The following is a 16,109-nucleotide window of genomic DNA, read 5'->3' as shown; positions in this document are numbered from 1 at the left end:
CGACCGGCCGGGAGGCCCGCCACGACTCCGTCCTGCGCCGCGCCCCGATCGGCGGTGCGGCCCGGCCACGCGCAGCCGCGCCGGTACGATGGCCCGGTGAGCAGCATCCCGACGACAGCCTCCGGTACCGGCGACATCGTCACGGGTCCGACCGGTCGGCCCGTGCGGGCGTTCCCCGTGCCGGACGAGCTGGACGGCCACGGTCCCGCCCGCATCATCTCCCTGTGCAACCAGAAGGGCGGGGTCGGCAAGACCACCACCGCGATCAACCTCGGCGCCGCACTGGCCGAGTACGGGCGGAAGGTCCTGGCGGTCGACTTCGACCCGCAGGGCGCCCTCTCCGCCGGCCTCGGCGTGCGCACGCACGACATCCCCACCGTCTACGACCTGCTCATGGGCGCCGTGAAGGACCCGAACCAGGTCATCCAGCCGACGAACGTGCCGCTGCTCGACGTCATCCCGGCGAACATCGACCTGTCCGCGGCCGAGGTGCACCTGGTCAACGAGGTCGCCCGGGAGCAGATCCTCGCGAGCGTGCTGCGGAAGGTGTCGAACGACTACGACGTCATCCTCATCGACTGCCAGCCCTCGCTCGGCCTCCTGACCGTGAACGCCCTGACGGCCGCGCACGGCGTGCTCATCCCGCTCGAGTGCGAGTTCTTCGCCCTCCGCGGTGTCGCGCTCCTCATCGAGACCATCGACAAGGTGCGCGACCGGCTCAACCCGGCCCTCACCCTCGACGGCATCCTGCCGACCATGTACGACTCCCGGACCCTGCACTCGCGTGAGGTCATGGAGCGTGTCGTCGAGACCTTCGGGGACCGTGTCCTCGACACGGTCATCGGTCGCACCGTGAAGTTCCCGGACGCCACGGTGTCCGCGCGGCCGATCACGCAGACGGCTCCCGAGCACGCCGCGGCGCATGCCTACCGGCAGCTGGCCCGAGAGCTCGTCCAGCGTGGCGCCGTCGCCTGAGGACCCGGCCCCGAGCCTCCCGTCCGGCACGCCCGGACCCGTCGACGGCGCGCGCGACGCGCCGGTCGGCACCACGACCGCGCCCGGGTTCCGGGTTCGGCTCAGCAACTTCGACGGACCGTTCGACCTGCTGCTCTCGCTCATCACGAAGCACGAGCTCGACATCACCGAAGTCGCCCTCAGCGCGGTCACGGGGGAGTTCATCGCGTACGTGCGACAAGCCGAGTCGAGCGACGAACTCGACGAGGCGAGCGAGTTCCTCGTCGTCGCGGCGACGCTCCTCGACCTGAAGATCGTCGGACTGCTGCCGCAGGGCGAACTCGTCGACGCCGAGGACGTGGCACTCCTCGAGGCCCGCGACCTGCTCTTCGCACGGCTGCTGCAGTACCGGGCCTTCAAGCAGGCGGCGGAGTGGTTCGGCGACCGCTGGGGCGCCGAGTCCCGGCGGCACGTCCGGAGCGTCCGGCTCGAGGAACGCTTCCGCGCCCGGACCCCGGAGCTCGTGTGGACGCTGTCCGTGCAGGACTTCGCGGCACTGGCCGCCCTGGCGTTCGCGCCGCGGGAGATCCCGACCGTCGGACTCGACCACCTGCACGCCCCCGCGGTGAGCATCCGGGAGCAGGCCGCCATCGTGGTGTCCCTCCTCCGCACCCGAGCCGACGAGGGGTCCCCGGACGTGACGTTCCGCGAGGTGATCGCCGGCGTCGACCAGGCGGGTATCGTGGTGGCTCGTTTCCTCGCGATCCTGGAGCTGTACCGGAACGCCTCCATCTCGTTCGAGCAACTCGAACCACTCGGGGAACTGATCCTCCGGTGGACCGCCCTCGACTGGACGGACGAGAGCCTCGCGAACCTGGGAGCCGACTATGACGGATGACGTGCACGCTCGCGGTGCTCGTGCCCGCGCTGGAGGTTCCGCCGAACCCGGCGGGTCGGACGAGATCGAGGACGCCCGGGCCCTGGAACACGAGTTCCGCGCAGCCGCCGCCGCCGCCGCAGCCGCCGCCGCGGCGGAGGCCGATGCGCCTCCTGCAGCCGTGCCTCCCGTCGAGGTCCCCGTCGACCGTCAGCTCGAAGCGATCCTGATGATCGCGGACCAGCCGCAGTCGCTCGTGGCGCTCGCCGCCGCCGTCGGGGAACCGGTGGCCGTCGTCGGGCAGGCGGTCGACCGCCTGGTCGCCGACTTCGACGGCGTCGACGGCACCGTCCGGCGTGGATTCGAACTGCGCGAGGTCGGCGGTGGCTGGCGCTTCTACGTCCGCGCCGAACTCGACGCGGTCGTCGAGCAGTTCGTCGAGGCCGAGCGTCCCGCCCGCCTGTCCCAGGCAGCCCTCGAGACCCTGGCCGTGGTCGCCTACAAGCAGCCGATCACCCGCTCCCAGATCGCCGCGATCCGGGCCGTCAACGTCGACGGCGTGGTCCGGACCCTCGTCGCGCGCGGCCTCATCGAGGAGTCGTTCACCGACGCCGAGACCGGCGCGATCAACTACGTCACCTCCGAGCTGCTGCTCCAGCAGCTCGGCATCAACTCGCTCGACGAGCTTCCGCTCATCTCGCCCCTCCTCGAGGACGGCGCGGACGGCTTCGGGCAGACCGAAGGGATCCCCGATGGCCGGGTTTGACCAGAACGACAGACCACGACGAGACGACGACCGCCGCGGCGGCTCCGGGCGCGCGGGCGGTGACCGGCCGGGAGGCGCGGGCCGCCGGGACGACGCACCGCGCGGGCGCGACGGGGCCGGTCCCGGCGGGTACCGCGGGCGCGACGAGCGCAGCGCGGGTGCGGGTGACCGTGGTGGGTACCGCGGGCGTGACGAGCGCGGTGCCGGTGACCGTGGTGGGTACCGCGGCGGGGACGACCGGTCCTCCGGCGGGTTCCGCGGGCGCGACGATCGTGCCGGTGGCGGGTTCCGTGGACGTGACGACCGCGGAGGGGACCGTCCGACCGGCGGGTACCGCGGGCGTGACGAGCGTGGTGCCGGTGACCGTGGTGGGTACCGCGGCGGGGACGACCGGTCCTCTGGCGGGTTCCGCGGGCGCGACGACCGTGGCGGTGACCGTCCGACCGGCGGGTTCCGCGGGCGCGACGATCGTGCCGGTGGCGGGTTCCGTGGACGTGACGACCGCGGAGGGGACCGTCCGACCGGTGGGTACCGCGGCGGGGACGACCGGTCCTCCGGCGGCTTCCGCGGGCGTGACGACCGTGGCGGTGACCGTCCGACCGGTGGGTACCGCGGCGGGGACGACCGGTCCTCCGGCGGGTTCCGTGGGCGTGACGACCGGGGCGGCGAGCGTGGGGTCGGCGGGTTCCGTGGGCGGGACGACCGGGGCGACGGGGCGGCGAGCGTGCCTCCGGCGGGTTCCGTGGGCGCGACGACCGTGGCGGCGACCGTCCGACCGGTGGGTACCGCGGCGGTGACGACCGGTCCGCCGGCGGGTACCGCGGGCGTCCGGACCGCGACGCACGCGGTTCGGACCGTGGCGGCTGCGTGAGCCGGGACGACGACCGTGGACGCTTCGTGCGCCGCGACGACCCCGACCGTCGGCCCGGTGCCGGTGGTCGCGACGACCAGCGCGGCGGGTACCGCGGCGGTGACCGGCCGCGCGACGACCGCGGTGCCGGGGAGCGTGGCGGCCACCAGGGCCGTGAGCCCCGCGGCGGTCGTGACGACCAGCGCGGTGGGTACCGCGGGCGTGACGACCGCGGGGCGACCCGTCGTCCCGACGACCGCGGCGCCGAGCGAGGTGGCGACCCGCGCCGCGAGGACCGCCGGAGCCCCGACGGTGCCCCGAGCAGCGTCTGGCACAACGGCCGTCGGTACGTCGGCGGCACGACCAGCCCGCGCAACGACCCGGCGCGGAAGCGCACGACGCCGCTGCCCGCCGGCGCACGCGACGACGAGGGGCGACCCGCCGAGGGAACGCCGGAACGGCCGATCATCCCGGACTGGGACCCGGCGGACGGGACGACGACCGACGGAGGCGAGCCGGACCTCCAGGAGGGCGGTGAGCGTCTGCAGAAGGTGATCGCCGCTGCCGGCGTCGCCAGCCGTCGTGTCGCGGAGAACCTCATCGCCGAAGGGCGCGTGACGGTGAACGGCGAGGTGGCGGACATGCTCGGTCGCCGTGTCGACCCGGACACCGACGAGGTCGCCGTCGACGGGGTGCCGGTGCAGACCGACACCTCGCGGCGGTACGTCGTCCTCAACAAGCCGACCGGCGTGGTCTCGAGCATGCAGGACGAGCACGACCGCCCGGACCTGTCCCGGTTCGTCGACCGGTTCGAGGAGCGCCTGTTCAACGTCGGCCGCCTCGACTACGACACGGCCGGCCTGATCATCCTGACGAACGACGGAGCCCTCGCGCACGTGCTGGCCCACCCGTCGTTCGGCGTGACGAAGACCTACGTCGCGAAGGTCGACGGCACGATGACGCCCTCCACGCTGCAGTTGCTGCTCGACGGCGTCGATCTGGAGGACGGGCCGATCGCCGCCGACAAGGCGCGCCTGCTCGAGTCGTCGCGCGGGGAGTCGCTGGTCGAGATCACGCTGCACTCCGGCCGCAACCGGATCGTCCGGCGGATGCTCGAGGCGATCGGACACCCGGTCCTCGAGCTCGTCCGACGGTCGTTCGGACCGCTGCAGCTCGGCAGCCTGGCACCGGGGCAGGTGCGTGAACTCACCACCGTCGAGCTCGGCAAGCTGCTCGGGATCGCTCGCACCGCGGGCACCCGCACGGGCGACGACGGGGCGGAGAGCACGGACTGACCGGAGCACGGACGGCGCCGGCGCAGGTGGGGGAGTCCTCCACAGGCCCGGCGCCGTCCCGCTGCCGGGCAGCACCGCTCGCTAGGCTTGCCGCGTGACCGACCCCACTCCGCCCGCCTCCGACGCGACGGTCCCCGCTGACCGGCAGCCGTCGGCGATCGACCGGCGACTCCGTGGTCCGGTGCGGATCGTCGGGACCGGTCTGCTGGGCGCCTCGATCGGGCTCGCCCTCCGCGACAAGGGGGTGGACGTCGTCCTCGACGACGTGTCCCCGGCGGCGTTGGCGCTCGCCGTCGACTACGGCGCCGGACGTCGCCCCGCACCGGGCGACGCCCCGGAACTCGTCGTGGTCGCGGTGCCGCCGGACGTCACGGCGGCCGTCGTCGAACGCGAACTCGCCGCCTTCCCGGACGCCGTCGTCACGGATGTCGCGAGCGTGAAGTCGGGGCCCCTCGAACGACTCCGCGCCGTCGGCGCCGACGTCTCGCGGTACATCGGCTCGCACCCGATGGCGGGACGGGAGCGCAGCGGTCCGACCGCCGCCCGGGCCGACCTGTTCATCGGCCGTCCGTGGGTGATCGCCGGACACGACGACATCAGCCACCAGCGGGCCGCCGCGGTGGAGCACCTGGCGCTCGACCTCGGTGCGACCGTCGTCCCGATGGACCCCGCGTCGCACGACCAGGCCGTCGCGGTCGTCTCGCACGTCCCGCAGTTGGTGTCGACGCTCATGGCCTCCCGACTCCGCGACGCTCCGGGGGAGGCCCTCGGGCTCGCCGGCGGCGGGGTGCGCGACGTCACGCGCATCGCCGCGAGCGACCCGGGTCTCTGGGTCCAGATCATCGGCGCGAACGCCGCCCACATCCGCCCGGTCCTGACCGACCTGCGGGACGAGCTCGACCGGGTCATCGACGCGCTCGCCGACCCGACGGCCGCCGGGTCGCCCCGGAGCCTCGCGGAGACCATCGCAGCCGGCAACCGCGGGGTCGAGCGGCTGCCCGGCAAGCACGGGTCGACCGCCCGGTTCGCCCGGGTCGTCGTCCTGATCGACGACCGGCCCGGACAGTTCGCCGCGCTCCTCACCACCATCGGGGAGCTCGGCATCAACCTCGAGGACCTGCACCTCGAGCACTCGCCACGGGCGCAGATCGGCATCGTCGAGGTGTCGGTCGTCCCCGAGCACGAACAGCGACTCGTCGAGGAACTCGAGGGTCGCGGATGGAGGATCCCAGCAGCATGGGCCTGAACGAACACGACACCGCTCTCGAGTCCGGTGTGACGGGGGGCCCGGACGGCCCCGACGCCGGTCTGCCGACCCCGGCCGACCAGCCCGGACCCCTCGGCGGCGGCGACGTCACCGGTGGTCCGGACGGCCAGGGTGCCGGTGAGCTCGGCTCCACACGTGACCCGATGCCCGCGGGGCTGCCCGCCGGCGCGTTCGTCGCGAAGTTCGTCATCGCCGTGGACGGGCCCGCCGGCAGCGGCAAGTCGAGCGTGTCCCGCGCCGCGGCCCGGGTCCTCGGCTTCGGGTACCAGGACACCGGTGCCGCCTACCGTGCGCTCGCCTGGCACGCCCTGCAGCAGGGCGTCGACCTCGACGACCCGGCCGCGGTGCTGGCCAGCTGGGACGACTTCGACTACGCGATCGGCACCGACCCGGACGACTACTTCGTGCGCGTCGGCGACGTCGACGTCACGGACGCCATCCGGACGCCCGAGGTCACGGCCGCGGTCGCACACATCGCGAAGCTGCCCGACGTCCGCGCCAAGCTCGTCGCGCTCTTCCGACAGGTCATGCGGATGGCCGACGGACAGGGCATCATCACCGAGGGACGCGACATCACGACGGTCGTCGCTCCGGACGCCGAAGTCCGCATCCTGTTGACCGCCGACGAATCCGTTAGGATGGCACGTCGGTCGGCAGAGGTCACCACCCAGTCGGCCGAAGCGACCTCGGCCGCCCTCGCCCGTCGGGACGCTGCCGATGCGAAGGTCGTCGACTTCATGAACGCCGCAGACGGCGTCACCACCCTCGACTCCACCGACCTCGACTTCGACCAGACCGTGCAGGCGGTGGTCGACCTGGCCCGCTCGGCCACGAACTGACGACGAGGCGGCCACACGGCCGCACGTGAACCACGAACACGCGGCCGACCGGCCGCCGGCAAGGAACCCACCATGGCGCAGCTGGACGACCGAAGCGACGACGACTTCCCCGAGTACGACGACTCCCTCGGCGAGCGGCTCGCCGACATCGACGAGGCCGAAGCGGACCAGCGTGCGAGCGCCCTCCGCGCCGGACTCGAGGACTACGACCTCGACGAGGAGGACATCGCCCTCCTCGAAGCCGGCAAGCTCGGCGTCGACGGGGTTGCCTACCTGCCGGCCCTGCCGGTGCTCGCGATCGTCGGCCGTCCGAACGTCGGCAAGTCGCAGCTCGTGAACCGCATCCTCGGCCGGCGTGAGGCCGTCGTGCAGGACACCCCCGGTGTCACGCGCGACCGCGTCAGCTACAAGGCCGAGTGGAACGACAAGCGCTTCACGATCGTCGACACCGGTGGATGGGAGCCCGACGCGAAGGGCATCAACGCCTCGGTGGCAGCGCAGGCCGAGGTCGCGATCGACCTCGCCGACGCGGTGCTCTTCGTCGTGGACGTCACGGTCGGCATCACCGCGACCGACGAGCACGTCGTGAAGATGCTGCGCGGCACCGACCGACCGGTCATCGTCGTCGCGAACAAGTCCGACGACGAGCGCCGCGACCTCGAGGCCCACGCGCTGTGGAACCTCGGGCTCGGCGAGCCGCACCCGGTGTCAGCGCTGCACGGTCGTGGGGTCGCGGACCTGCTCGACCTCATCATCGCGACGCTGCCGGACGTGTCCGCCGTCGCGAAGCAGGAGATCGGCGGCCCGCGTCGCGTCGCGATCCTCGGTCGTCCGAACGTCGGCAAGAGCTCGCTGCTCAACAAGGCCGCCGGCGAAGAGCGCGTCGTCGTCAACGAGCTCGCGGGCACGACCCGCGACCCGGTGGACGAGCAGATCGAACTCGGCGGCAAGACCTGGCGCTTCGTCGACACCGCGGGCATCCGCAAGCGCGTGCACATGCAGCAGGGCGCCGACTTCTACGCCTCGCTCCGCACGACCGCGGCGCTCGAGAAGGCCGAGGTCGCGGTCGTCGTCATCGACGTCACCGAACCGGTGTCGGTGCAGGACCTCCGCATCATCGACCTGGTGCTCGAGTCGGGCCGGGCGCTCGTCCTGGCCTACAACAAGTGGGACCTGCTCGACGACGAGCGCCGCCGTTACCTCGAGCGCGAGATCGAGCAGGACCTGGCGCACGTGACGTGGGCACCGCGCGTGAACATCTCCGCCCGGACGGGCCGTCACCTCGAGAAGCTCGTGCCGGCGCTCGAGACCGCGCTCGAGTCGTGGGACACCCGCATCCCGACCGGCAAGGTCAACGCCTTCGTCGCCGAACTCGTGCAGGAACACCCGCACCCGGTCCGCGGTGGCAAGCAGCCCCGCATCCTGTTCGCCACGCAGGCGTCGACCCAACCGCCGACCTTCGTGCTGTTCACGTCGGCGTTCCTCGACCCGCAGTACCGCCGGTTCATCACCCGGCGCCTCCGCGAGGTCTGGGGCTTCGACGGCACCCCGATCATCGTCAACATGCGCGTCCGCGAGCGCCGGAAGCGCTGACCGGTCATGGCCGCGCCGCGAGGGGAGCGATCGACGTCACCGCGTCGAGCGCCCCTCGTGGTGGGGCTCGTGCTGCTCGTCGCGGTCGGCGGAGGGGCGGTCGCGCTGCGGTCCGCCCCCGACGGCCCGACGTCGGCGTCCGCCACCGCTCCGTCGCCGAGCACGGAGAGCACGGACGGACCCGACGTCTCGATCGGGCACGGCTTCATCCCGGACGAACCGACACCGCACGACGCGGACGACACGAGCAGCACCAGCACCGGCGGCGGTGACGCGACCGTGGTCGACGCTGCGACCGGACTGCCGGTCGACGACGCGCAGGTGTCGGCTCCGTGGTGGCGCCGAGCCCTGCCGATCGCGGGCGACCTCGTCCCCGTCGACGGCGACGTCCACGGCAGCGTCCGACTCGAGGTCGTCGGGGAACAGGTCGTCCAGGTGACCCTCACCGGTGTCCGCGTGAAGGCGCAGCCGGGCTCGACCGGCTCGTACCTGGGCGCCGTGCGCGTCCGGCTCTCCTCGGGTGACGTCGTCGGTGCCGGGTGGGCCGAGTGGATCGGCGACGACGTCCCCGTCGACGTCGGCTCGTTCACCCCGGACGGCGAACACACCGTGCTGGTCATCGTCGACCCGCAGGACCTGCCGCCCGTAGTGCACTCGGTCCTGCTCGTCGATGCGAACACGGGGGACGTCCTCGCCGGTGCCGAGCTGTTGCCCGCATCCTGACGGTGCACCACGGCTGCTGCGAGGCGCGGCAGCGGGCCGGACGGCCAGGAACGCGCAGCGACCCCGGGGCCGAAGCGGCCGGACGCACGCGCCCCCACCGTCCGGCGGGATGCGGCACCATGGGACGGTGACGCCGCATCCTCCCGCCCTCGCCGCACGCGCCGACCGCGCGTGGACGCGGCTGCGGCTCGACCGTCTGGCGGGCGGCCGGCAGGGTGGATACGTCATCCGGGAGGACATGCTCGCCCACCCGGACACCGTCCGGTCGTTCCGCTGGATCCGGTGGTTGCTCGTCGCGGAGACGGTCGTCGGCGTGACCGCCGTCGTCGTCGCGGTGCTGCTGTCGCACGCGGGCCAGACCGTGCCGTGGGCGGTCTGGTTCCGGGCCACCGTCGTGCTGCTCATCACGCTGACGCTGTACGTCTTCGCGTGGCGGGCGCAGCTCGGGTACTACTGGGCGTACCAGCGCCTCCGGCTGTTCAGCCGCGTCTTCCCGATCGTGACGCTCGTCATCGCGGCGATCCCCGGGCTGTACCCGTTCTGGATGGTCATCGAGCAGATCGTCTTCTCGGTGCTCATGGTCGGGATCGGGGACGTCCTGACGAACGACCACATGCGCGGCACCTTCCCGAAGCCGGCCCGCGCCGACGTCCGGTAGGGGGGGGGCGGTCCTGGTCCGCGTCCTCCGGCGCTGACGAGACCGCGTGCCGACCGGACCGCGAGGAGCATCGTGGGTCGTATGACCACGACATCCCTCCCCGGCGGGACCTTCCGGATCGCCGACGACCTCGACCTCACCCGCGTCGGGTACGGCGCCATGCAACTGGCCGGACCGCACGTGTTCGGTCCGCCCGCCGATCGCGACGAGGCCGTCCGGGTGCTCCGGACCGCCGTCGAACTCGGCATCACCCACATCGACACGGCGGAGTTCTACGGCCCCCACGTCACGAACGAGCTCATCCGCGAAGCACTCGCGCCGTACCCGGACGACGTGCACATCGTCACGAAGGTCGGTTCGGTCCGCGACGCGAAGGGCAACTGGGTGCCGACCCGACAGCCCGACGACCTCGTCGCGCAGGTGCACGAGAACCTCCGCACCCTGGGGCTCGACCGGCTCGACGTCGTGAACATCCGGATGGGCGGTGTCGACGCTCCGGAACCGGGGTCGGTCGCTCCGCAGGTCGAAGCACTCGCGCGTCTGCAGGAGGACGGGCTCGTCCGCCACATCGGTCTGTCCACCGTGAGCGCCGAGCAGCTCGCGGAGGCGCAGAGCTACGTCCCGATCGTCTGCGTCCAGAACCTGTACAACGTGGCCCGCCGACAGGACGACGCCCTCGTCGACCTGACCGCGTCGCAGGGGATCGCGTACGTGCCGTACTTCCCCCTCGGCGGGTTCTCCCCGATCCAGTCCGGAGCGCTCGACCGGGTGGCGGAGCGGTTGGCGGTGTCGCGGCTCACGGTCGCCCTGGCGTGGCTGCTCCAGCGGTCCCCGAACATGCTGCTCATCCCGGGGACCTCGTCGGTCGCGCACCTCCGGGACAACGTCGCGTCTGCCGGGTTCGTGTTGCCGGACGACGCCGTGGAGGAACTCGACGCGATCGGGACGACCGCGTAGGGGCGGGGACGGACGGGAGGCGCGTGGCGACCCCGCTACGCCCCTCCCGGCCACCGTCGGCCGGAAGGACGACCGTCGTTCAGGCGACGGTCGCGAGTGCGAACGGCAGCACGGCCGATGCCCCGGCCTGCCGGAGTGCTCGCCCCGCGACCGTCATCGTCCACCGGCTGTCGACCAGGTCGTCCACGAGCAACACCGGCCCCTCGTGCGCCTGCAGCGCGGCGGCCAGCTCCGGGCCGACCACGAAGGTGTCCCAGACGCCGGACAGGCGGTAGGCGCTGTTCGTCGCGCCGTCCCCCCGGGGCACGCCGCCGTCACGGTCGAGCGTGCCGAGGTGCTGCAGCCGCCCGATCGAGGACAGCGCCTGCGCGAGCGAGCCCACGAGCTGCGGGCGGGATCGGGAGGACAGGGCCACCACCCCGGTCGGTCGGGCCTCCCACGGCCAGTCCTTCAGCGCCCGGACGCACCCGTCGACGAGTTCGCGGGACACCGGCCCGTCGGGGGTGCCGGTCGCGAACAGCGCCCGGAGCGGCCCGCCCCACCCGAGGTCGGTGAGTCGTGCGACCGCACGGCCCGGTGCCACGAGTTCCCCGGCCGGGATCTTGCCCTTCACCGCGACCCCGAGCGACGCCATGCCCGAGGGCCACTGCGCACGCGGAGCGATCTCGACGCCGACCTGGTCGAGCGCGGTCGCGGCGCCGGAGCGGTCCGCGTCGGAGACGTCCGTCGGGTACCAGGCGCCGGCGCAGTTGTCGCACCGGCCGCAGGGCTCCGCCGTGGGGTCGTCGAGGTCTTGCTGGAGCAGTTGCATCCGGCACGCGCTCGTCGACTCGTAGGCGAGCATCGACGCGGCCTCGGCGGCACGGGCAGCGGCGACGCGCTCGTAGCGGACGGCGTCGTACTCCCAGGGGCGCCCGGTCGTGACCCAGCCGCCGCCGACCCGACGGACGGCACCGTCGACGTCGAGCACCTTGAGCAGGAGTTCGAGCGTCGAGCGCTTGATGTCGACGAGGCCTTCGAGCGCGACGGTCGACATGGCGCTGTCGGGGGAGAGCGCGCCGAGCACGGCCGAGGCGCGGGACTCGGTCGGCATGGACGCGCTGGCGAAGTACTGCCAGATCTCCTGGTCCTCGCGCCCGGGCAGCAGCAGCACGTCGGCGTTGTCCGTCGCGCGGCCCGCACGACCGATCTGCTGGTAGTACGCGACGGGCGAGGACGGGGCGCCGACGTGCACGACGAAGCCGAGGTCGGGCTTGTCGAACCCCATGCCGAGCGCACTCGTCGCGACGAGGGCCTTCAGGTCGTTGTCCTTCAACATCCCTTCGAGCTGCTCGCGTTCCTCGTTGTCCGTGCGACCGGTGTACGCGCGCACGGCGTACCCGGACTCGCGCAGCAGGCGGGCGATGTCCTCGGCCGCGGACACCGTGAGCGTGTAGATGATGCCGCTGCCGGGCAGGTCGCCGAGGTGCGCGAGCAACCAACCGAGCCGGGCGCGGGCGTCGGGCAGCGTGAGCACGCCGAGCCGCAGGGAGGCGCGGGCGAGCGACCCGCGGATGGTGAACACCGGGTCCTCGGGGCCGGCGGTGAGCTGCTCGGCGACGTCCTCGACCACGCGTTCGTTCGCGGTCGCCGTCGTCGCGAGGACGGGCACGCCGTGCGGCAGGGAGCGGATGAGTTCGGCGAGCCGCCGGTAGTCGGGTCGGAAGTCGTGCCCCCAGTCCGAGATGCAGTGTGCTTCGTCGACGACGAGCATCCCCATCCGCCCGATGAGCGCCGGCAGTTGCTCGTCCCGGAACTTCGGGTTGTTGAGCCGTTCGGGGGAGACGAGGAGGACGTCGACCTCGTCACGGGCGAGTGCCGCCTGCGTCTCGGTCCACTCGTGCGCGTTCGCCGAGTTGATCGACACCGCTCGGACCCCGGCCCGCGCGGCCGCGGCGACCTGGTCCCGCATGAGCGCGAGCAGCGGGGACACGAGCACGGTCGGCCCGCCGCCCCGGCGTCGGAGGAGCAGGGTCGCGAGGAAGTACACGGCCGACTTGCCCCACCCGGTGCGCTGCACGACGAGGGCGCGCTGCCGGTGCTCGACGAGCGCGGAGATCGCCTCGAGCTGGCCCGGGTGGAAGACCGCGTCAGCCCGCCCGGTCAGCGCCTGCAGCGCCTCGTGCGCCTCCGCAGCGATGGCGGCCGACGGGACGGAGGTGACAGCAGGCGAGTTCATGCCCCCATGCTGTCAGGACCGACCGACGGAACCGGCCCCGAGCTTCCGATCTGTGGACGACGCGCGAGCACTCACTGGTAGGTGACCAGCGAGGGGGTCGGCTGCACCTGCGACATCGTCTGCTCTGGCGTCAGCATCGGGGTGTCCTCGTCGTGGAAGTTCTTCCACCCCCAGTGCAGCCCCTCCGGACCGCCCTCGTGCAGCGCTTTCCAGGTCGCCTGCTTGTCCGGCTGCGCGCCCTGGCCGTCGACGTGCACGAGCAGGTCGAGCTCCGGGTGTGACGCGAGCGAGCCCCGCTCGGCGATCATCGACAGCCGGAACTGGTGCAGCACGAGGGCCTTCGGCGGCAGGCCCTCGCGGCGGACGAGCTCGGCGAGCCAGTCGGACACCGCGTCCACCTCGCGCGCACCGACCGAGCCGATCTGCTCCAGCGGGACCTGGTCCGGGCCGAGCCGCCACTCCGGGTCGAGCGCCAACCACACGTCCGGCCGCCGCAACAGCGACTCGTACCGCTTCGCCTGCGACAGGAAATCGCTCCGCCCGGGCTGCAGGTCGATGATCGTCGGCATGCCCGCCTCGTGCGCGGCGTCGACGTACGGCTCGAGGGTCGACACGGGCAGCTCGCGCGAGAAGTCGCCGTCGTCGCCGGCCTCACCGGCGGCGACCGTCGCGATCACCTCGAACGCGGGCCGCACGGGCACGTCCGACAGTCCGCGGTACTCCCGTGCGAGTGCCTCCGCCCGCCGCACGCTCGCTGCCGGGTCCTGCTCGCCGAGCACGCCGAGCACCGGTGCACCGGGAGCGCCGTACAGGGCCGTGTACCGGTGCCCGTCGAACGGCCGCTGTCCACCGTCACCGATCCGGTACCCGGTCTGTGCGGCCCGGACGACCCAAGCGGGGTCGCCGAGATCGGCGAACGCGGCACCGAGCAGCAGCGTCGGCCGACCCTTCGCCGCGTGCAGCGCCTGGACGACCTCGCCCGACGCGGCGGGATCCGACACGCCCGAGGGCATCTCCACCAGCTGAGCGCCGGCAGCACGAGCGGTCGCCACCGCGGCGGCGTCCACCGACCGGTCCGCCACGAGCACCGTCTGCCGGGAGGCCCGCCCCGCCTCCGCACGCCGGCCAGCCTCCGGTGCGTCCCGCTCCGCGACGTCCGTGTCGAGCGACACGTCGCCGACCGCCTGGTACCAGGACGCGTCGAGGCGATCGAGTTCGTCGTCGACCACCTCCGGGTCCGAGCCCACGAGGAGCGCCGGCACGTGCGCGCGCACCGCGGCGCTCGCCGCCTCCCGTACGGCGTCGGCGTCGGCCGCGGACGCCACGACCGCCCCGGGAGCGGACCGGAAGAGCGTCCGACTCGTCATGACCGACCGTTCGGCGGCGGAGTCCTGCGCGACCACCGTGACGGCGTCCGAGGCCGCGCGGGCCAGGGTCGGTCGCGGGTCCGGCGCGGCACCGGAACAGGCGGTGACACCGAGGACGAGGCCGGTCACCGCGAGCGCGAGCAGGGGACGAACGGGTCGGGAACGCATCGAGCCACCATAGGAGCCGGACGACGGCCAGCCTGGGAACCGGGTCAGTCCGGTCGGTAGAACGGGAGCATGCTCCGACAGGCCGACGACCGACCGACCATCGGGCCGGTGTCGCCTCCCGATCTGCACTGCATGACCCTCAACCTTCGCCGCCAGGTCCCTCGCCCTGCCGGGCACCCGGACGCGTGGGAGCACCGACGGGACGCCGTCGTCGCGCTCGTCGCCTCCGAGCAGCCGACCGTGCTCGCCGTCCAGGAGGCCCTGCGCCCGCAGGCGGTCGACCTCGCCACCGGCATCGGCGAACGATGGGAAGCCGTCCTCCTCGGGCGGGACCGCCACGGGGACGGCGAGGCCGTCGGGGTCCTCGTCGACACCGAGCGCTGCACCGTCGTCGAACGCCGCTCGTGGGCGCTCTCCCGCCGACCGCTCCGCCCCGGCAGCCGCGCCTGGGCCACCGCCTTCCCCCGCCACGCGGTCGGCGTGGTCCTCGACGTCCACGCCACCGGCAGACGCTTCCTCGCCCTGGCGACGCACCTCGACGTCGTCTCGCCGTGGGCGCGGCTCCGGTCCGCGCAACTCCTCGGCAGGATCGTGGCCGAGTCCGGGCTGCCGGCCGTCGTGATGGCCGACTTCAACAGTGCGGCAGGATCCGCGCCGTGGCGTGCGCTGGCGGACGCAGGTGTCCCCGACACCTGGGGGCGGGCCTCCCGTCCGGAGACGCCGGAGGTCGGGACGTACGCCGCGTACCGGGAGCCCCGCGCCGACCGGCCGCGCATCGATGGCGTGCTCGCGACCGAGCACGCCGTCGTGTCCCGCGTCGCCGTGTCCACCAGGCGGCCCGGGGGAGTGTGGCCCTCGGACCACCTCGCCGTGCACGCCGTCCTGTCGTTCGGAGCGAGCGCGTGATCGCCACCCTCGGGCTGACGTTCCTCCGCCGACCGCACGGCGCCGTCTGGGCCGCCGACCTGCTCCGGATCGTGACGCTCGTCAGCGTGCCCGTCGCCGCCGTCGGGTGGGGCGCCGTGGCGTTCGCCGTGATGGCGCTCGCACTCCTCGGAGCCGTCGTCCCACGCATGCTCGGCCTCCGCCCGACGTTCGACGCAGCGGTCGTCCTGCTGAGCCTGGTCGCCGCGTGGAGCAGCATGCTCGACTGGTACACGACCGTGTTCCTGTGGGACAAGGTCGTCCACGTCATCCTGGTCGGGCTGCTCGCCGGACTGTTGTACGTCATAGCCTCGGACGCCGGGGTCATCGCCTCGGCCCCGCGTGCCGGGGTGCTGCTCTCCGCCCTCGTGGCGCTCGCCGCGGGGATGGCGATCGGCTCCGTGTGGGAGATCGGCGAGTGGCTCGGGCACAACTTCGTCGACGAGACCATCGTCGTCGGCTACGACGACACCATCGGCGACCTGGCAGCGGACGGGGCCGGCGCGTTGCTCGCCGGGTTCGCACTGCCGTGGTTGTCGCGGGATCGGCGGGTCGTGCGACCTGGTCACGCTGCCCAGGGTGTCGGCGCTCGCCGCGAGGGCACGTCGGCGCTGCACACACAGGGCTGACGCGCGCGGGCTGCGGGCCGTGGC

General features: G+C 73.1%; 15 protein-coding genes. 13 read left to right on the top strand and 2 right to left on the bottom strand.

The features are described 5' to 3' along the window. Positions 1-96: 96 nt before the first annotated feature. The 11 genes from DEI91_RS12850 to DEI91_RS12800 all read left to right on the top strand — a co-directional run bounded on the left by DEI91_RS12850 (position 97) and on the right by DEI91_RS12800 (position 10,779). Complete coding sequence (locus DEI91_RS12850; RefSeq protein ID WP_110900771.1) at positions 97-975, top strand: ParA family protein; 879 nt, start codon at positions 97-99, stop codon at positions 973-975. Beyond that, positions 959-1,852 carry a ScpA family protein gene (locus DEI91_RS12845; protein ID WP_258374424.1) on the top strand — a complete coding sequence of 298 codons (894 nt, stop codon included), beginning with the start codon at positions 959-961 and terminating at the stop codon, positions 1,850-1,852. Before DEI91_RS12850 ends, DEI91_RS12845 begins: the two co-directional genes overlap by 17 nt. Continuing rightward, the gene (scpB, locus tag DEI91_RS12840) at positions 1,842-2,597 is read left to right on the top strand and encodes an SMC-Scp complex subunit ScpB (protein WP_111052665.1); all 756 of its coding nucleotides are present in this window, start codon (positions 1,842-1,844) and stop codon (positions 2,595-2,597) included. The genes DEI91_RS12845 and scpB overlap by 11 nt, the downstream gene beginning before the upstream one ends. Then, positions 2,584-3,468, top strand: coding sequence for a hypothetical protein (locus DEI91_RS12835; protein WP_220038090.1), 885 nt, complete (start codon positions 2,584-2,586; stop codon positions 3,466-3,468). The genes scpB and DEI91_RS12835 overlap by 14 nt, the downstream gene beginning before the upstream one ends. Before the next feature lie 521 nt (positions 3,469-3,989). Then, positions 3,990-4,742, top strand: coding sequence for a pseudouridine synthase (locus tag DEI91_RS12830; RefSeq protein ID WP_258374426.1), 753 nt, complete (start codon positions 3,990-3,992; stop codon positions 4,740-4,742). 94 nt (positions 4,743-4,836) lie between these two features. Then, the gene (locus DEI91_RS12825; protein ID WP_375537690.1) at positions 4,837-5,988 is read left to right on the top strand and encodes a prephenate dehydrogenase; all 1,152 of its coding nucleotides are present in this window, start codon (positions 4,837-4,839) and stop codon (positions 5,986-5,988) included. Between the two features lie 164 nt (positions 5,989-6,152). Further along, entirely contained in the window at positions 6,153-6,848 is a 696-nt protein-coding gene (cmk, locus tag DEI91_RS12820; RefSeq protein WP_111052713.1) for a (d)CMP kinase, read from the top strand. Positions 6,849-6,920: 72 nt separating this feature from the next. Next, positions 6,921-8,441 carry a ribosome biogenesis GTPase Der gene (der, locus tag DEI91_RS12815; protein ID WP_111052664.1) on the top strand — a complete coding sequence of 507 codons (1,521 nt, stop codon included), beginning with the start codon at positions 6,921-6,923 and terminating at the stop codon, positions 8,439-8,441. Positions 8,442-8,498: 57 nt separating this feature from the next. Continuing rightward, positions 8,499-9,164 carry a hypothetical protein gene (locus DEI91_RS12810; RefSeq protein ID WP_146244295.1) on the top strand — a complete coding sequence of 222 codons (666 nt, stop codon included), beginning with the start codon at positions 8,499-8,501 and terminating at the stop codon, positions 9,162-9,164. Between the two features lie 127 nt (positions 9,165-9,291). Continuing rightward, complete coding sequence (locus tag DEI91_RS12805) at positions 9,292-9,822, top strand: hypothetical protein (RefSeq protein ID WP_258374423.1); 531 nt, start codon at positions 9,292-9,294, stop codon at positions 9,820-9,822. 81 nt (positions 9,823-9,903) lie between these two features. Continuing rightward, complete coding sequence (locus DEI91_RS12800; RefSeq protein WP_111052661.1) at positions 9,904-10,779, top strand: oxidoreductase; 876 nt, start codon at positions 9,904-9,906, stop codon at positions 10,777-10,779. A gap of 79 nt (positions 10,780-10,858) precedes the next feature. Here DEI91_RS12800 and DEI91_RS12795 read toward each other — a convergent pair whose 3' ends face one another. Both DEI91_RS12795 and DEI91_RS12790 read right to left on the bottom strand, forming a co-directional pair. Next, positions 10,859-12,997 (bottom strand): ATP-dependent DNA helicase RecQ, encoded by a 2,139-nt coding sequence (locus DEI91_RS12795; RefSeq protein WP_181439600.1) that lies wholly within the window; start codon positions 12,995-12,997, stop codon positions 10,859-10,861. 71 nt (positions 12,998-13,068) lie between these two features. After that, a complete protein-coding gene (locus DEI91_RS12790; protein ID WP_111052660.1) occupies positions 13,069-14,532 on the bottom strand; it encodes a hypothetical protein in 1,464 nt (487 codons plus the stop codon). A gap of 69 nt (positions 14,533-14,601) precedes the next feature. On the opposite strand from DEI91_RS12790, the gene DEI91_RS12785 reads away from it, so the two are divergent. Both DEI91_RS12785 and DEI91_RS12780 read left to right on the top strand, forming a co-directional pair. After that, positions 14,602-15,438 (top strand): endonuclease/exonuclease/phosphatase family protein, encoded by an 837-nt coding sequence (locus DEI91_RS12785; RefSeq protein WP_111052659.1) that lies wholly within the window; start codon positions 14,602-14,604, stop codon positions 15,436-15,438. Continuing rightward, a complete protein-coding gene (locus DEI91_RS12780; RefSeq protein WP_111052658.1) occupies positions 15,435-16,085 on the top strand; it encodes a hypothetical protein in 651 nt (216 codons plus the stop codon). Before DEI91_RS12785 ends, DEI91_RS12780 begins: the two co-directional genes overlap by 4 nt. The last annotated feature ends 24 nt before the right edge of the window (positions 16,086-16,109 follow it).

It is taken from the genome of Curtobacterium sp. MCBD17_032, assembly GCF_003234855.1.
In the GTDB taxonomy this organism is placed as follows: domain Bacteria; phylum Actinomycetota; class Actinomycetes; order Actinomycetales; family Microbacteriaceae; genus Curtobacterium.
The sequence above is the reverse complement of the archived record's forward strand: the minus strand, read 5'-3'. Positions and strand labels throughout refer to the sequence as shown.